The 17,689-nt window shown below is 56.9% G+C and carries 14 protein-coding genes; 4 read left to right on the top strand and 10 right to left on the bottom strand.

What is annotated here, in order from left to right:
* Positions 1-68 precede the first annotated feature (68 nt).
* Positions 69-470 (top strand): NINE protein, encoded by a 402-nt coding sequence (locus tag ACUN9X_RS01685; RefSeq protein ID WP_445472000.1) that lies wholly within the window; start codon positions 69-71, stop codon positions 468-470.
* A 65-nt stretch (positions 471-535) separates the two neighbouring features.
* Here the strand turns inward: ACUN9X_RS01685 and nirD are convergent, their stop codons facing one another.
* From nirD to ACUN9X_RS01645, 8 genes are all read right to left on the bottom strand, one after another.
* Positions 536-901 carry a nitrite reductase small subunit NirD gene (gene nirD, locus ACUN9X_RS01680; protein ID WP_445471999.1) on the bottom strand — a complete coding sequence of 122 codons (366 nt, stop codon included), beginning with the start codon at positions 899-901 and terminating at the stop codon, positions 536-538.
* 59 nt (positions 902-960) lie between these two features.
* A complete protein-coding gene (gene nirB, locus ACUN9X_RS01675; RefSeq protein WP_445471998.1) occupies positions 961-3,477 on the bottom strand; it encodes a nitrite reductase large subunit NirB in 2,517 nt (838 codons plus the stop codon).
* Positions 3,478-3,503: 26 nt separating this feature from the next.
* On the bottom strand, positions 3,504-4,715 hold the full coding sequence (locus tag ACUN9X_RS01670) for an NAD(P)/FAD-dependent oxidoreductase (protein WP_445471997.1): 1,212 nt from the start codon (positions 4,713-4,715) through the stop codon (positions 3,504-3,506).
* A 257-nt stretch (positions 4,716-4,972) separates the two neighbouring features.
* A complete protein-coding gene (locus tag ACUN9X_RS01665; RefSeq protein ID WP_445471996.1) occupies positions 4,973-5,908 on the bottom strand; it encodes an ABC transporter ATP-binding protein in 936 nt (311 codons plus the stop codon).
* Between the two features lie 82 nt (positions 5,909-5,990).
* Positions 5,991-6,968 (bottom strand): ABC transporter permease, encoded by a 978-nt coding sequence (locus ACUN9X_RS01660; protein ID WP_445471995.1) that lies wholly within the window; start codon positions 6,966-6,968, stop codon positions 5,991-5,993.
* Between the two features lie 28 nt (positions 6,969-6,996).
* The gene (locus ACUN9X_RS01655; RefSeq protein ID WP_445471994.1) at positions 6,997-8,364 is read right to left on the bottom strand and encodes a CmpA/NrtA family ABC transporter substrate-binding protein; all 1,368 of its coding nucleotides are present in this window, start codon (positions 8,362-8,364) and stop codon (positions 6,997-6,999) included.
* Positions 8,365-8,678: 314 nt separating this feature from the next.
* Positions 8,679-9,809 carry an ABC transporter substrate-binding protein gene (locus tag ACUN9X_RS01650; RefSeq protein WP_445471993.1) on the bottom strand — a complete coding sequence of 377 codons (1,131 nt, stop codon included), beginning with the start codon at positions 9,807-9,809 and terminating at the stop codon, positions 8,679-8,681.
* An 84-nt stretch (positions 9,810-9,893) separates the two neighbouring features.
* Entirely contained in the window at positions 9,894-10,520 is a 627-nt protein-coding gene (locus ACUN9X_RS01645) for an ANTAR domain-containing response regulator (RefSeq protein ID WP_445471992.1), read from the bottom strand.
* Between the two features lie 436 nt (positions 10,521-10,956).
* On the opposite strand from ACUN9X_RS01645, the gene ACUN9X_RS01640 reads away from it, so the two are divergent.
* A complete protein-coding gene (locus ACUN9X_RS01640; RefSeq protein WP_445471991.1) occupies positions 10,957-13,665 on the top strand; it encodes a nitrate reductase in 2,709 nt (902 codons plus the stop codon).
* Here ACUN9X_RS01640 and ACUN9X_RS01635 read toward each other — a convergent pair.
* On the bottom strand, positions 13,659-14,372 hold the full coding sequence (locus ACUN9X_RS01635; RefSeq protein WP_260037086.1) for a hypothetical protein: 714 nt from the start codon (positions 14,370-14,372) through the stop codon (positions 13,659-13,661). The two genes, ACUN9X_RS01640 and ACUN9X_RS01635, sit on opposite strands and share 7 nt — an antisense overlap.
* Before the next feature lie 165 nt (positions 14,373-14,537).
* Between ACUN9X_RS01635 and ACUN9X_RS01630 the strand changes: the two genes are divergently transcribed.
* Complete coding sequence (locus tag ACUN9X_RS01630) at positions 14,538-15,746, top strand: endo alpha-1,4 polygalactosaminidase (protein WP_445471990.1); 1,209 nt, start codon at positions 14,538-14,540, stop codon at positions 15,744-15,746.
* 47 nt (positions 15,747-15,793) lie between these two features.
* Here ACUN9X_RS01630 and ACUN9X_RS01625 read toward each other — a convergent pair whose 3' ends face one another.
* The gene (locus ACUN9X_RS01625) at positions 15,794-16,492 is read right to left on the bottom strand and encodes a DUF3592 domain-containing protein (protein WP_445471989.1); all 699 of its coding nucleotides are present in this window, start codon (positions 16,490-16,492) and stop codon (positions 15,794-15,796) included.
* A gap of 267 nt (positions 16,493-16,759) precedes the next feature.
* On the opposite strand from ACUN9X_RS01625, the gene ACUN9X_RS01620 reads away from it, so the two are divergent.
* Positions 16,760-17,686: a formylglycine-generating enzyme family protein gene (locus ACUN9X_RS01620; protein ID WP_445471988.1), complete on the top strand. Its 927-nt coding sequence runs from the start codon at positions 16,760-16,762 to the stop codon at positions 17,684-17,686.
* Positions 17,687-17,689: the final 3 nt, after the last annotated feature.

Below are 17,689 nucleotides of genomic sequence, written 5' to 3'. Positions count from 1 at the left end.
CGCACGGAGTGATGGGTGCCGGGTGAAAGTGCGAAAGACAGTTCGGATTAACTGCTGGAGATAACGGCATGCCTCACACGGACACGCACAGTAAAGCGTTTGGATACCTGCTCTGGATTTTCGGATTTCTGGGCGCTCATCGTTTTTACTACGGGAAGCCTGTAACTGGGACGATCTGGTTCTTTACGCTCGGGCTGTTTTTTATTGGCTGGATTATCGATTTCTTTCTGATCCCGGGGATGGATGCTGAAGCGGATTTGAGGTTTCGCGGCGGCGATACCAGCTACAACATTTCATGGTTGCTCCTGACCTTTCTGGGGGTGTTCGGCATCCACCGGATGTACATGGGCAAGTGGATCACCGGCGTGATCTATCTGTTCACCGGCGGTCTGTTCATGCTCGGCGTACTCTATGACTTCTGGACCCTGAACGATCAGGTGTCCGTCAAGAATGCATCGTTTATAGATTAACTGCGCAACCGGTGAGTCCTGAGCGTCACCCGGTCATCGACCGATGCCGGGTGACCTTTGCTGAGTCAGGCTGCACACCCCTCAACCTGCTTTACCCTGATGCCCAGTTTGATCTCGTCTCCATCGCGTTGTACTTCGAACGTCGGGACGCTCACGGTCTCATCTTCCAGGCACTGGCCGGTGCTGAGGCTGAAGTGCTGTTTATAGAGCGGTGACGCGACTACCAGCTCCCCCTTGATGTCGCCGACAATACCCCGGGCCAGCACATTGGCCTTGCCGATTGGATCGTAGTGGCCGATGGCATAAAGCGGCTGCTTGGAGCCGGGCAGGTAGAAAAGGGCCGCGGGCCCGGCAGGGGTCCAGACGGCGATGCCGGATTCGGCGATCAGATCGCTTTGTCTTGCGACAGTAATCCACTGTAGATCAGACATGATGTTCTCCTTTTTCATGACCGGCATGGCAGCTCTGGTGGCGGCCATGCCGGTATCGGTCAGGCTGTTTCGGTTTCAGCTTTCGGTGCGGGGCGGCGCTGGCCACGTTCCTCAACCCAATGCTGCACGGGATCCTTGCGCTCATCGTTGACGAACTCACGGAAGCGCTTGCGCTTCTCGGGATCCTCAACGGTGGATTTCCACTCGCACTGGTAGGTGCCGATAATGCTGGCCATGTGCTGCTCGAGTTCTTCACCAATACCAAGGCTGTCGTTCAGTACCACATCCTTGAGGTAGTCGAGGCCGCCTTCCATGTTTTCCATCCAGACGCTGGTCCGTTGCAGGCGGTCGGCGGTGCGAACGTAGAACATCAGCACCCGGTCGATGGCGCTGATCAGCTGCTCATCGTTAAGGTCGGTCGCAAACAGATCCGCATGACGTGGGCGCATGCCGCCGTTGCCGCAGACATACAGGTTCCAGCCTTTGTCTGTTGCGATCACACCAATATCCTTGCTCTGTGCCTCGGCGCACTCGCGAGTGCAACCTGACACCGCGAACTTGATCTTGTGGGGGGAACGCAGGCCCTTGTAGCGGTCTTCCAGACGGATCGCCATACCCACACTGTCCTGCACGCCGTAGCGGCACCAGGTGCTGCCAACGCAGGACTTCACGGTGCGCAGTGACTTACCGTAGGCGTGGCCTGTTTCAAAGCCAGCGGCGATCAGTTTTTCCCAGATTTCCGGCAGCTCGCTCAAGGTGGCGCCAAACAGGTCGATCCGCTGGCCACCGGTGATCTTGGTGTAGAGGTTGTATTCCTTGGCTACTTCACCCAGCACGATCAGTTTGTCCGGCGTTATTTCGCCGCCCGGTACCCGTGGCACGATGGAATAGGTGCCGTTTTTCTGCATGTTGGCCATGAAGGTATCGTTGGTGTCCTGCAAAGGCACGTGATCGGTGGCCATGATGTGTTCGTTCCAGCAGGTGGCCAGAATCGACCCCACGGTCGGTTTGCAGATATCGCACCCATGTCCTTTGCCGTATTGCTCTATCAGGCTGTGGAAGGTGCGGATGCCGTTCACTTTGACCAGGTGGAATAGTTCCTGACGGCTGTACGCAAAGTGTTCGCAGATATCTTTGCTGACTTCGACGCCGCGTTTTTCCAGCTCGGCATCCACCACGTTTTTGAGTAGTGCCGAGCAGCCACCGCAACCGGTACTGGCTTTGGTTTGTGATTTGACTGCACCAAGGTCAGTGCAGCCGGCGTCAATCGCACAGCAGATATCACCTTTGGTGACGTTATGGCAGGAGCAGATCGACGCTGTTTCGGGCAGTGCATCCGGTCCCAGCGTCGGCGCGCCACCTTCGCTGGCGGGCAGAATCAGAACTTCCGGGTTGGCCGGCAGGTCGATGCCATTCAGCGCGTATTGAAGCAGGGTGTCGTAAGGGCCGTTATCGCCCACCAGAATGGCGCCCAGCAGTTTCTTGCCATCTTCGCTGATTACCAGACGGCCGTAGGTGCCCGCCTGTTCGTCGTTGAAACGAATGTTGCGAGCACCCGGTGTGGAGGCGTGCGCGTCGCCGATCGAGCCCACATCAACGCCAAGCAGCTTGAGCTTGGTGCTCATGTCGGCACCAACGAAGGAGGCTTCTGTATCCTGATTCAGTCGCGCAGCGGCGGTGCGTGCCATGGTGTAGCCGGGAGCGACCAGGCCGAAAATACGGTTACTCCAGAGCGCACATTCGCCGATAGCAAAAATCTGGGGGTCGGAGGTGGTGCAGTAATCGTCAATCACGATACCACCACGTTCACCGATTTCGAGACCGCAGCTGCGGGCCAATGTGTCCTGCGGACGGATACCCGCCGAGAACACGATCAAGTCGGTTTCCAGATGGGACTCGTCACTGAAGTTCATTCGCAGACGGTGTTCGTCACCGGCGACGATTTCGGTTGTGGCTTTCTCGGTATGGACCTGTACGCCCAGTTCTTCGATTTTGCGACGTAACAGCGTGCCGCCGTCTGAATCGAGCTGCACCGGCATCAGACGTGGGGCGAACTCCACCACATGCGCTTCGAGCCCCAGGCATTTAAGCGCGTTGGCAGCTTCCAGACCGAGCAGGCCACCACCGACAACAACGCCGCGTTTGACGCCTTCGGAGCTGGCACGGATAGCGTCGAGATCGGCCAGTGTGCGATACACCAGACAATGCGGCTGATCGTTGCCCTGAATGGGGGGCACAAATGGATAGGAGCCCGTGGCGAGCACGACGGCGTCGTAGCGGTAGCGGCCTTTCGGCGTAATGACTTCCCGCTGGTCACGATCAATGTCCGTTACCTGTTCATCCAGGTGAAGCTGGATCTGCTTTTCCGTGTACTGGTCGGCAGTGCCCATCGCCAGATCGGCGTGCGTTGAGCCCCCGAAATATTCGGACAGATGAACGCGGTCATAGGCGATCAGTGGTTCTTCACCGAACACGTGAATGGTGTAATCCGCAGCCGCAGGGGTGTCGGCAAACTGTTCAAGAAAGTGATGGCCAACCATGCCATTACCAATCACGATCAAATTTTTCTTAGCCATGGTGTTGTCTCTCTCTTTTATCTGGTTCAGGCGGTGCAGTAAGCAGCGCCAAAGGCCAGTTGCTGCCGGTGGGCCGACAGATCACGCTGTTGCTGTAGTTGGTCGAAATACCAGGGACCGTCTTGTGTTTCGCCGAACAACACAGCGCCGGCGAGGCGGTTATTCCTGAGAAGAAGGTGGCAGTAACGCGCGGTGTCGTGGTCCTGCCAGATAACGGATTCTGTGTCGGGACCCGGTACCGGGTGGCCGCACGAAAAAATGGGAATGCCACTGATCTTCAGGCGCGTGGCGACTTCGCCCGGCTTGAAATGACTGTCGTTATGGCACAGCACCTGTGCGAGCGTGTCGGCCTGTTGGTAGCCGGGCTCAACCAGTCCGAAGGTCTGCTTGCCTAGCTGGCAGCACTCGCCGACAGCGAAAACAGAGGGCTGGTTGGTGCGTAACTGGCTATCGACGAGAATGCCGCGATCACATTCGATGCCGGACTGTTCGGCAATTTCACGGTTGGGTGTTATGCCGGTGGCGAGCACCACCAGATCAGTGCTGATCAGTGTTTCGTCAGTTAGCTCAACGGCTCTGACCCGGCTCTGGCCGACCAGACTGAGTGGTGAGGAATGGGTTGCCACGTGAATGCCACGGGTGACGAGGGCATCTTCAAGGAGCTTGCCGGCGGTCGGGTCGAGCTGGCGATTGAGCAGGTGCTCACCACGGTGAATAACGGTGACGGACATGCCCTGTTGACGCAGACCTTCGGCGGCTTCCAGGCCGAGGAAACCGCCGCCGATTACAACGGCGCGGCGATGATTGCGGCTCATTTCAAGCAGCTTTTCAGTGTCGTCGACATTGCGAAAGTTGACGACACCTTCCAGTGTTTCACCCGGCAACTTCAGTGAAGCAGCCCGGGAGCCGGTTGCCAGCACAAGATCATCGTATTGCATGACCTTGCCGGAGGCTGTCATAACGGTTTTGGCTTCGGTATCTATGACCGTCGCGGGCTCGCTTGAATGAAGCCGGATGCCATGTTCACGGAACCAGTCTGAGGATTGCAGGGCGATGCCCGCCATGCTCGCGTCGCCGGCCAGTACCGACGACAGCAAAATGCGGTTGTAGGCTGGAACGGCCTCCGCATTCAGCACGTCGATCTCGGTGTAGGGATTGGCAGGTTCGGCCACCAGCCGCTCCAGCAAACGCTGGGCGACCATGCCGTGACCAATCACTACGAGCTTCCGGTTGTCCATTTTTCACCTTTCTTGAAGCAAAAAAGCCGGAGCACCTTCCCCTCGCGGAAATAGGTGGCCCGGCATCAGTGCCAACAACGATGTGTAATGTCCGGTCAGTCCTTGACCGGGAGTTCGTCCTGTATAGGCTAAAGCGATAACTGTGCCAGGCTTTAAACTATCCTTAAATCAATTGGTTAAGCCTGATTTTGAAATAAGGCTAATCAGGTTTGTGCCCTGCGGTGGTTCGCCGGCCCCCGGTTTTGCACTGAAAGGGTTCAGGAATGTTCGATAACGGCCGCTTTCTCCTTGTCGGTGTGGGCGGATGAATCGATGCTGCCAGGCTCACGCTGAATAACTTCTGCAACTGCAGGCTGTTCGGTTGGTGTAGACACTTCGTCACCGGCTTCAGCTTTTTCGCTTTTGCCGGGGAAGCGCTGCTTTTCATACAGGAACCGCAAAACCGCCTGGCGGTAGTGGACATATTCGGGATCGTCTGCCAGCGTGACGCGGTTGCGTGGCCGGGGCAGATCAATTCGCAGTTCTTCGCCCACGGTTGCTGCCGGGCCGTTGGTCATCATGACGATGCGGTCGGAAAGCAGCACCGCCTCGTCCACATCGTGGGTAATCATGATCACCGTACTGTTGAGGTCCTGCTGAATATTCATCAGCGCATCCTGCAGATGGGCACGGGTCAAGGCATCAAGCGCGCCGAAGGGCTCATCCATCAATAACACCCTTGGTCGCATGGACAGTGCACGGGCAATGCCCACTCGCTGGGCCATACCGCCGGAGATTTCCCCGGGGCGCTTGTGGGCGGCGTGAGCCATATTGACCAGCTCAAGATTGTGTTGAATCCAGTCGCGCCTTTCCTGTTTGCTCATGGTTTTACGGAAGACCTGCTTCACTGCCAGTTCGACGTTTTCGTAGACCGTTAGCCAGGGCATCAGGGCATGATGCTGGAATACAACGGCACGTTCCGGTCCGGGTGAGTTGACTTCCTGGCCGTCCAGGATGCAGCCACCTTTGCTGGCTTGCAGCAGGCCCGCCACAATGTTCAGCACGGTAGATTTACCGCATCCGGAATGGCCGATCAGGGAAACAAACTCACCCTTGGCGATTTTCAGGTTGATCGTATCCAGTGCCTGAAAGCTGCCCTGCGGTGTATCAAAAGACATGCTGACGCCGGTCAGTTCAAGATGCGGCTTGCTCATGTGACATCTCCTTGCTCCGTCTATGGAACACTGGTCATAAAATAGGGTGTTGAGTCAGAATTCGGTCTGCCAGGACGCTGGTTTACTCATCCCAGGCAACTTTGCGCTGGATCAGCAGCATGACACGGTCCAGCAGGTAGCCGATCAGGCCGATGGTGATCACGGCCACCATGATGCGGCTGAGTGAGGCACTGCTGCCGTTCTGGAATTCATCCCACACAAATTTGCCGAGACCGGGGTTCTGGGCCAGCATTTCGGCTGCAATCAGCACCATCCAGGCAATCCCCAGCGATACCCGAAGGCCGGTAAAGATCATCGGCACCGCGCCGGGCAGGACGACCTTGCGGGCGTGCGTCCAGAACGGCAGTTGCAGCACCTTGGAGACATTAACCAGATCGGGGTTGACCTGAGACACGCCGGTTGCGGTATTGATCAATGTGGGCCAGAGGCTGCAGAGAGTGACGGTAATCATCGAGGTAATGAACGCCTTCTCGAACATGGGGTCGTCCGAGACATAGGTGGCCGAGACCACCATGGTGACCAGCGGCAGCCAGGCGAGCGGCGAAACCGGCTTCAGAATCTGGATGATCGGGTTGGTCGCCGCTGCAAAGTAACGATTCAGACCAATCAGGATGCCCAGTGGCACCGCAATGACAGTGGCCAAAAGAAAGCCTGCGAGTACTGTCACAAGGCTGGTGCCGATCTGGTCGATGAAGGTGGGCGCACCCGGATAGGACCGCATGCGGGTTTCCGCCTCGGGATTCTCTGCCAGAATGCGGGCGTTGCGGGCTTCCTGCATGTCCATGAATTTGGCAGCCCGTGCTTGTTCGCTCTCGTGTTCGTCCCACAGTTGGCCGGCCTGTTCCCAGACGTTGGCCGGTGTCGGGAACTGACCGAGCGAGGTATCGATTTGCGGCGCAACCAGGTGCCATAGCACCAGGAAGACGGCGATGCCCAATGCTGGCAGCGTGATCGACTGAAGAAGTGATTTACCTGTTATATCCGGATAGCGCCGGCGTAATAGCTGCATCAGCGGATTAGGTGTGGTCAGCGTGCTCATAGTCAGTTCTCCGGCGTAGCCCTCTGAATCAGAGGGTCTCGTTACCTTTCAGGCCAATGTCGAAGCTGTCGATATAGGCGTTGGGTGCTTTCGGGTCGAAGGCGATGCCATCAATCAGCTCTCCCTGGTGGGGGCGGGTGAAGTTTTCCGCGCCCAGATCAGGAAAGGCGTCAGCGGGCAAGGTGCCGTCGTCAATCAGAGACTGGGCAGCCTGAGCGTATATATCGGCGCGATAGACCTTTTTGGCGGTGTCCATGTACCAGCTATCGGATTTGGGCTCGGCAATCTGCCCCCAGCGACGCATCTGGGAGAGATACCAGATGGCATCAGACGGGTACGGATAAGTCGCGAAGTAGCGAAAGAACACGTTGAAATCGGGCACTTCGCGCACATCGCCTTTTTCATACTCAAAGGTGCCGGTCATGGAGTTGGCGATGACATCTTCATCGGCGCCAACATAGTTCGGGCGTGACAGCATTTTCACTGCGGCAGCACGGTTGGCATTGTCGTTTTCGTCCAGCCATGCTGCCGCTCGGATCAGTGCCCTTAGCAGGTGCAGGTGAGTGTTGGGGTTTTTCTCGGCCCAACCTTCGGTCACGCCAAATACTTTTTCCGGGTTGTTCGGCCAGATCTCGTAGTCGGTAATGACCGGCACGCCGATCCCCTTGAATACGGCCTGCTGGTTCCAGGGCTCGCCGACGCAATAACCCTGGATGGTGCCTGCTTCCAGAGTGGACGGCATCTGGGGTGGCGGGGTAACGGAAAGCTGAACGTCTGCTTTCAGGGTGCCGCTGGAATCGCCTTTGTGTGGCGCGTAGTAGCCCGGGTTCAGACCGCCGGCGGCCAGCCAGTAGCGAAGTTCATAGTTGTGTGTGGAGACTGGAAATACCATGCCCATCTTGAACAGTTGTCCGGCATCACGCTGGGCTTCGACGACCGGTTTCAGAGCTTCGGCACTGATCGGGTGCCGGGGTTTGCCGTCGGCGTTCTTGGGAATGTGTGGCACCATCTGGCTCCACACATCGTTGGAGACCGTAATGCCGTTGCCGTTCAGGTCCATACTGAATGCGGTAATGATGTTGGCTTGAGTACCGTAGCCGATGGTGGCGCCTAACGGCTGACCTGCCAGCATGTGGGCGCCGTCCAGTTCGCCGGTGATCACGCGATCGAGCAATACCTTCCAGTTGGCCTGGGCTTCAAGTTCAACAAACAGGCCCTCATCAAGGAAAAAACCCTGCTCCCAGGCGACGGCCAAAGGGGCCATGTCGGTCAGTTTGATAAAGCCCAACTTCAGATCGCTCTGCTCAGGCGGACCGATTTTGTCTGCGGCAAAGGCCGCGCCCTGTGTCAGGCTCAATGCCACCGTTGCTGCTGCGGTGAAAGTCCGGATTGCCATGCATTTCTCCTTGATCGTCATTTTGTCAGGCCAAAAAAAACGCCCACCCCCGATGTCGGGGATAGGCGCCAATGCCTGCAGATCGTCTGGATCTTGATGTGTGGCTTGCTGACAGGTGTCAGTAAGCGTTGAAGCTAATAGGGTGTTTGCATTGCGCGTGCCAACTTGTAAAAGGCAGTAAAAACAAGGGGTTATTGATTTTACAGATTTTCGTTCTGTTCAGGATCGAATCTAATTGGGTCGCGCCGGCGAATTTCGCACCAGTGGCGGGCAATGCAGTAAGGAGGGGGTAATCAGGTTGGAGTGGGCTGTATTTAGCCCGGCCAGCGATGCAGTTGCTCGCCGAGCAGACTGTCGCCAGCAATACTGACGGGGCCATCGCCACCTTCGATAACGTGCGGCAGGCGATGACGCCCTTCGGTTTTGGCGTCAATCAACGGGGCATCAATACCGATTCGGCTTGCAGCTTTGCGGAACAGGTCGGGTTTGACCACTGCCCGGATATCTTCGGTACTGAAACTGCCGAGCTGATTCCAGCGTGCCAGACGAGAGGCTAGCCAGTGTGCCTGGGACAGCCATGGGAAATTGGCACTGTCACGGAAAAAGTGCTGATGCAGTCGTGGATGGAACAGCGAAAATGGATGACCATCCAGCGCCTGAACCTGATTTCCCAGATAGCGCTCATCTGCAAGAATGTCGCGAAGTGTGTCGTGGTGGGCCGGGTTGTCCAGCCATTCGCAGGCGCGCAGCAGAACCCGGATCAGTCGCTCATGAATTTCAGGGTGCTGTTCGGCCCAGTCCTGGCGCATGCCCAGCACTTTTTCCGGTGCGTTCTGCCAGATCTGGTGGCCGGCATGGAGCAACACACCAAGGTCCTGCCACTCCAGCAGACTGTTCCAGGGTTCACCTACGCAGCAGCCTTCAATCGCACCGGCACGGAATGCATCCACCATTTGTACCGGCGATACCGGCACGATACGTAAATGGTGCCGGGCTTCCGGGCCTGCGCTGGCAATCCAGTCACGCAGTTGAAGGTCGTGGCTTGACCAGGGCGCGACAGACGCCAGCTGGATCGGGGCGCCCCGTTTCTGGGCCACTTCGATCAATGCCTGGGCGGAGGCCAGTGGATTGGCGGGATCGGCGCCACATGCCTCCAGCTCGGGATAGAGTGCAGATGATACGGTAATGCCGTTGCCATTCCGGCTTAATACCATACCGGTGACAATCGGCGAGCGAGGTCGGTCGTTAGCGAGCGACATGGCCAACGGCATTGGGGCCAGCATGTGGCCGCCGTCCAGTAAGCCGAAGGTGATTTTGTCCCGTAGCGAGGCCCATGAGGCCTCGCGCACGAGCTCTACTTCCAGCCCTTCCTGAAAGAATAGCCCCAGTTCATGGGCAATGATCAGTGGTGCGCTGTCCAGCAATGGGACGAATCCGAGTCTCAAGTGAAACCCCTTGTGGCGACGCATTGGTATCGGGCTGGCAGTCATGGCATATCGGGTTCGTCAGTGCATTACCTGATCGCTTTATCAGGACGCGCGCCGCAACTTGCCGGCGCTTTCATGGTCGCTTGTCTGCAACATATCGATGACCCGCTGAGCGATCTGGCCCATGCGCTGGCTGTGATCCATGGCTGATTTCTGCAGCACACGGTAGGCCTGGTCTTCGTTGCAATTCTCGCGCTTCATGATCAGGGCTTTGGCGCGATCAATCAGTTTGCGTTCTTCCAGCGCAGTGCGGGTTTCTTCCAGTTCATTGCGCAGCGACTGGAAGGCCTCAAACCGGGCTACAGCGGTATCGATAATACTGCGCACGTGTTGTGGCTGAAGGCCGTCTACAACGTAGGCGCTCACGCCGGCACGCACCGCTGCCTGAATGGTGTTGCGGTCACTCTGCTCCCGGGCGAAAAAGACGATCGGCCGGGGCGCATGGGCATTCAGTGTGCTCATGTTTTCCAGCGTGTCGCGATCAGGCAAGTCCATGTCGATGATGACCATGTCCGGTTCGTCACGGGCGACCGCAGCTGTCAGGCCGGTGGCATCCGGGCGCTCACTGATGACTTCATGTCCCTCGGCAACCAGCGCCTTGCGGACCACGGCAGCGCGGTCGGCATCTTTGTCTATCAACAGAATACGGAGTGGTGTAAATGAATCCATGGAAACGTCCTCGATGTCCTGAACCGGATCTAAGCAAAAACCTGACCAGAGTATCGGGTGCGAGGCTAATGGACTGAATCGTCGGGGCTTTTAGGGATGTCCCGGGTTTGAGATGAAGGCGAGAGGCCTGATTATCGCCCTGCTGTGGTTCGAAAAAAGCGCGGCTGCACTGTTTTGGTTTGATTCGGGCTGGGGTGAGTATCGGCGCACTGCCTGGTGCGGGGCTATAACGTGATGGCCCCCATATTGCTTCAAACGTTGAAATATCTTTGGAATGGTGGAACCGGGTTCAACTCCCGGCAGCGATATGTCCATTCTGTTCCATGCGCTCAGGACGCCACAGGCGTCGCCATGCGCAAGGCAATGACGCCCGATGGTTTGCAAAGCCGGTAACCGGTTTTGCGGGCTATCGGGCGTTTTTTATTGGGGAGCACCTGTGATTGAAACGTCAGACACATCTTGCAAAACCACCTGTCCGTACTGTGGCGTCGGTTGTGGTGTGGTCATACCGAAGGATCAGGGTGCGACGCCGTCGGTAACCGGCGACAAGGATCATCCAGCGAACCGGGGGCGTCTGTGTGTCAAGGGATCGAGTTTGCACGAAACACTCGGCGACGATGATCGCCTGCTGTATCCGCGGGTCCGGGGGCAGCAGGCCAGTTGGCCCGAAGCAGTTGACGCGGTTGCCCACGCGATTCGCAAGGCTGTCGACGAGCATGGCCCGGGTTCTGTCGGCTTTTACCTGTCAGGTCAGTTGCTGACGGAGGACTACTACGCCGCGAACAAGCTGGCGAAGGGCTTTATCGGCACACCGCATGTGGATACCAATTCCCGGTTGTGCATGTCGTCAGCCGTTGCTGCTCACAAGCGTGCGTTTGGCGCCGATGTTGTGCCGGCCTGCTACGACGATCTTGAACTGGCGGATCTGGTGGTATTGGTCGGGAGCAATACGGCCTGGAATCATCCGATTTTGTATCAGCGCATCAAGGCGGCCGGGCGCGAGGGCCGCCGGGTGGTAGTTATCGATCCCCGGGAAACTGCGACCAGCGAAGTGGCAGATATGCACCTGCGCCTCAAGCCGGGCAGCGATACCTACCTGTTTAACGGCTTGCTGGCCCACCTATACCGCTCTGACTCTCTTAACAGTGACTATATCGAACAGCATTGTCATGGGTTTATCGAGGCATTGGCACCTGCGCTGGCGTCCGCGCCGGATATTGAGGCGGTTGCCCGACAATGCGATATACCGGCTGAAGATCTAGCACGTTTCTTTGACTGGTTTGCTGAGAATGACCGCACGGTCACCGTGTTTTCCCAGGGCGTAAACCAGTCCGCCGCAGGTACCGACAAGGCCAATGCGATTATCAACTGCCACCTCGCGACTGGCCGTGTCGGCAAACCTGGCGCTTCGCCCTTCTCAATGACAGGCCAGCCCAATGCGATGGGTGGGCGCGAAGTGGGAGGGTTGGCCAACACCCTGGCGGCGCATATGGATTACCAGTCGCCGGAGGACGTCGATCGGGTTGCCCGTTTCTGGCAGTCACCAGGCCTGGCAAAAGGGCCCGGCTACAAGGCCATCGACTTGTTTGACGCGGTACATCGGGGTGATATCAAGGTCCTCTGGATTATGGCGACAAATCCTGCGGTGAGCCTGCCGGATAATGCCCGGGTCCGTGAGGCGCTCGCCCTGTGCCCGACGGTTATTGTCTCGGACTGTATCGCCAAAACGGATACCACGCATTTCGCCGATATTCTGCTGCCGGCAACGGGCTGGGGAGAAAAGGACGGCACGGTTACCAATTCTGAACGGCGTATCTCGCGGCAGCGGCAGTTTCTCCCCAACGCGGGTGATGCCATGCCGGATTGGTGGATTATAAGCGCTGTCGGCAGGGCTCTTGGGCACGAATCGGCTTTCAGCTTTGAAAATCCGGCTTCAGTGTTTCGGGAACACGCGCGCTTGTCGGCTTTCGAAAATGACGGACGTCGGCCGTTCAACCTGTCAGCGCTCGCGGCGTTGACCGACGATGAGTACGAGGCACTTGCACCCTGCCAGTGGCCGGTGACTGAGAAAAATCCGAACGGCCTTGAGCGGCTATTTACTGATGGCCGCTTCGCGACCGCCGATAAACGGGCGCATTTCGTACCGATTCAACCGGCGCTTCCCACCCAGCAACCTGACAGCCAGCACCCACTCGTCGTGAATAGCGGCCGAATCCGCGACCAGTGGCATACCATGACCCGCACCGGCCGGACTGCCCGGCTCTGGCAGCACCGGGCCGAGCCCTTTATCGATGTGCATCCGGATGATGCGGCCAAAGCCGATCTGAAGCAGGGTCAACTCGGACGCCTGAAAGGCCGGCTGGGGGATTTTGTTGGTCGGGTGATGGTGACCGATGCTCAGCGGGCCGGCGAGGTGTTCATCCCGATCCACTGGAACCAGCAGTTCTCCTCAACCGGGCTGGCATCCAGCCTGATGGCGCCTGATGTTGATCCGATCTCCGGTCAGCCGGAATCCAAGCATGGGGTGGCGCGCCTTGAACGATTCCCGGCGCGCTGGGAGGCGCGGTTGCTGTGTCGTGAAACTCATCCTCGTATGTGGCAGGCGGCTCAATGGTCCAAGGTGCCGCTGGAAGGATGTGAGAGTTGGTGGATTGCGGGAGAAGAGGCTGTTGATTGGTCGACAACAGCCGCACGCTGGCTCGGAGGCACGCCGCAAATCGTGATGTCGGACCCTTCCACAGGTCGCTTCCGCGCTGCTCGTTTTTATCAGGGACGCGTGCTGGCGGTCCTGCTGGTTGAGCCGCCGGAAGGCGTCCTGCCGGACCTCGCCTGGCTGGCCAGCTGCTTTGGTAAGGAGAGCCTTACCTCGGCGGAGCGCCGCGCTATCTTGGCTGGCCGGGATGCTGAATTACCGGATATCGGGCAGATTATCTGCAGCTGCTTTCAGGTGGGGCAGAAGCAGATTGAAGCCGCGATTCAGGCAGGCACTGGTTCGGTAACGGGACTTGGAGATGCATTGAAGTGTGGTACCAATTGCGGGTCCTGCATTCCGGAGCTCAAAAAGCTGATCGAAACGACCACGATTGATGCCGACAGCGCGACCAGTAAAACGGAAGAGGGTGCGGCACTGGTGACAGGTCAGTAAACGTTTTCTGCGTGGCTCATGAGTGAAACCGGCACCCGGTATCGCGTGCCGCGCCAACGCCCGGTGCCCTCGACCGTGCAGGTACGTCGATTGATGCGGATGACCTCGCCCTGCCGTTGTCGACCCTCTGTGCCAAACAGCACATTGTCACCAATGGCGAAGTGCTCCAGTCGGGCCTGGGCGTTAAAAGTGTCGAGTGAAGCGGTCGGGATCATCATGTCCTGATGCGTTGCTCGCTCCAGCAAGAACGCCCGAACCGCCATCGCCGCGCCGCTGTCGTGCATTTCTTCCAGAATCCTATAGAACGCCGCGTTATGGACCGATCCCCGCTTGCGTTTGCCGCTGGCACTTTGCAGCAGGTGAGCAAACTCATGGCAGCAGGTATGGGCTAACAGATTGGCTGTCGACACCTGGCCATCGAAATAGCCGTATTTGCGGATTTCCCGGGTAGAAAGCCAGCCGTGGGCCGATTGGGATTCGAACTTTGCTGCCACCATACGTTGGCCGTAGGTGATGACATGCTGATGGGTGGCTGGATCAAACTGATGGTAGGTCGCCTGACCACTGCCGGTGCGACAGCGCAGTTCGCTTGCGGGCAAACGCTCGCGTACCCACTCGCGTGCAGGACCCCAGAGCAGTGCTTCTGTGGCGGCGCACATCAGTTGGGAGACCTGTCGGGAGGTTTTGGAATCGGGCCGGGACGTCATGGGCAGGAATGATCGCCAGAAACCCATAACAACGCAAGCCGCTGTTCAGATTCTCGCCATGTCCGGTAACAAATCTCCGCAATATGGAACAGTCAAAAACTGTCAAATCGAACTATGATTCTTCTAAGGCTACTTAATCGACATACCCTTTTTGAGGATAGTTTGATGCGCTTCAGTCACCTGCTCGGCGCTTTCCCCCTGACACTGCTGCTCGGTTGTAGTCTTGTCTCGGCCAATATCACCGCTACGTCGAGTAGCGACGACGGCCATGTTGCCGAAAACACGCTGGACGGAAGCCGCGCCGGTTGGTCGCGCTGGTCCAGTAAAGGCGACTGGGAATGGATTCAGTACGACCTTGGAGAGCCACAACAACTGCTCGCTGTCGAGATCGCCTTTCATCGTGGTGATCAGCGACAAGCCTATTTTGATCTTCAGTCATCGACGGATGGCGTGCAGTGGGAACCGTTGATCGAAGACACCAGTAGCAGCGGCAGTACCCGCGACTTCGAAACAATCGACGTACCCGATACCACCGCACGTTATGTGCGCTATGTGGGATGGGGCAATAGCAATAATCTGTGGAACAGCATCACCGAAATCCGCTTTGTGACAGAGACTGACGTCGACCCGCTGCCGCCAGTGGGGGATTGGTGGCAGCCCGCGCAGGGCCTTACCTGGCAATGGCAACTGACCGGCACGATTAACACCGGCTATGACGCCCAGATGTATGGAATTGATCTGTTCGATTCTGATATCACCCTGATCGAATCCCTGCAGCAGTCGGGTCGTCGGGTGCTCTGCTATTTTTCCGCTGGCAGCTATGAGGACTGGCGAACGGACGGCCACCTGTTTACCAGCAGTGACCTGGGAGATCCCATGGGCGACTGGGAAGGCGAGAACTGGCTGGATATTCGCTCCGCCAATGTGCGCGACATTATGCGTGCCCGCATGGTGCTGGCGCAGACCAAAGGCTGTGATGGCGTTGAGCCCGACAACGTGGACGGCTACGCCAACAGCACCGGCCTTCCACTGACCTATGCCGATCAAATCAGCTATAACCGTTTTCTTGCTGATACCGCTCACGAACTGGGGCTGGCCGTGGCATTGAAGAACGATCTTGGCCAAGTTGAGGATCTGGTAACCTACTTTGATCTGGCCATCAACGAGAGCTGCCACAAGTACAACGAATGCTTCCTGTTGCAGCCCTTTATTACCCAGAACAAGCCGGTTCTGAATGCGGAGTACGCCTCCAAATACGTTAACGATCCGACGGCCAGAGAAACCCTTTGCAATGCATCAAAAGCCTTTGGCATGCATACCCTGGTACTGCCCCGGAATCTGCACGACGGGTTCCGGCTGGATTGCGGGATGTGAAAAGCCGGGGATTCGGTGCCTCCGGCTTTTCAGTCGTTAACTCAGGTCTATCCTGCAACCTTCGGCAAAAACGACAGATCGACGGCGTACTTGCGAGGATTATTCCGGTCAATGAATACGCGAATCGTATCCACGTTGATGTGATTCGTCGGGTCGTACCAAAGGTTATTGCTACGGAATAAATGAATCTCGGCGTTTTCGGGGTTCTGCCACTGGGTTACCACCTGGAATGGACTGCGGCCATTTACCGAAACGCCCTCGTTGTATTCAACATTATGGAACCGTGTCTCGATAATCGTCCCGTGCTTGCGCAGGTAAGCCTCCTTGCGGTTCTTCAGGGCGGGCACCACAAACAATCCCATACCCACCAGAAAAAACACGCCGCCTAGAATAGACAGGATTAATACCGGGCCCCAGAGCGACATGAAGTCGTTAATCCTGGCATTTTCAGGCGATTCCACCTCATACAGAACCGATACGGTTTCACCACGTGAGTAGGCTGGCGGGTTGCTGCTGGAAGAAGACGAAAACTCGATATGTTGTCCACGAGCATCGTTAAAGGTAACGACGGGGTAGTAAGTGGTGGAACTACTGGAACGGGATTGCCCCAACGCTATGACGGTACCTTCAGTTTCCCGTGCGCCGTCTAGAAAAGTGGTGGTGTGCTGGTATAAAAATAATGTGCCGATCAGCATGCCAGCGCCAATGAAGCTGAAAACATACTTCAGAATGGTGATAACTTTCATATTGTCGTCCTTTGACAGATTTCGCAGCACGTCACTGTGCCTTCGGGGTTCATGTTTGATTGGCTTGCCCGACTGTGTTTCGAGCGGTGCTGAATCAAGCGGGTAATGTTACCCATAAAAATGCGGAAACCAAGCATTTCGGAATGAAAATGATTACCTCTGATATCGCGGGTGATGTGGTGAGATAGTGGTCAGCCAAAATCCCTCGTTTCTGGTAGAATCTGCTGATCGCGACAGGACCGTTGCCCCCAACGAAATGGAGATTTCATGAGACGTTTTGCTCTTCTCGTTCCCTTCTTTTTAATGGCTGCCTGCAGCTCCCCTTCATTAACCAGCGAAACGCTCTCCGAAGCGGAGATTGCCGCTATTCAGTCACGCGTCAGCGATGCTTATCCGGAGCTGTCCTCTGAAAAACAGCAAGCGGTAACCGAACTTGTAGTGCGGGCGTTGGATAACATGGTGTTTGTTGAGGGTGGCAGTTTCATGATGGGTGAGTTCGGCGTGCCTTGTGAACCGGGCTCTGACGATGTCTGCATGAGTGATTTTGATAAGAGCAATGATCACGCCCACAAAGTTGTTTTGGATGACTATTCGCTGTCAGCATATGAAACGACGATTGCCGATTTTGATCTTTTTCGGGAGTTGCACGGGAAAGCACCTTATGCCGCTGATTTGAGAGCGCGCGAGGATCGGCAGGAATTGTTTGAGCCTGAGAAGCCGGCTTGGACGAAAGATTGGGAAGAGGCGCGGGACTACTGTGTGTGGGTGGGGGCTCTGGCTGAGAGGAAAGTCGATCTACCTACGGAGGCTCAGTGGGAGTTCGCGGCTCGTGATCGGGGCAAGGATGTTCTCTATCCGACAGACAACGGGCGAGTCGAAGTCGGGGAAAATTACCCACCCGATTCGGAGGATGATAGCACTCAAGTAATAGGGCAATATCCCCCGAGTCCAATGGGGCTATATGATCTGAATTTTAACGCGAGTGAATGGGTATCAGATTGGTATGGGGAGGACTATTACGAAAATAGTCCTGAGAGCAATCCGGTCGGCCCGACTCGTGGAGATAGTAAAGTAATGAGAGGTGGAGGGAGTTTTAACTCACCCGAGGCCAACACTACGTTGCATCGAGAGTCCCGTTCACAAGACTCTGATATATACTATGAGTTCATAGGATTTAGATGTGGGGTACGCTGACCC

This window comes from Marinobacter sp. V032 (assembly GCF_052645435.1).
The sequence above is the reverse complement of the archived record's forward strand: the minus strand, read 5'-3'. Positions and strand labels throughout refer to the sequence as shown.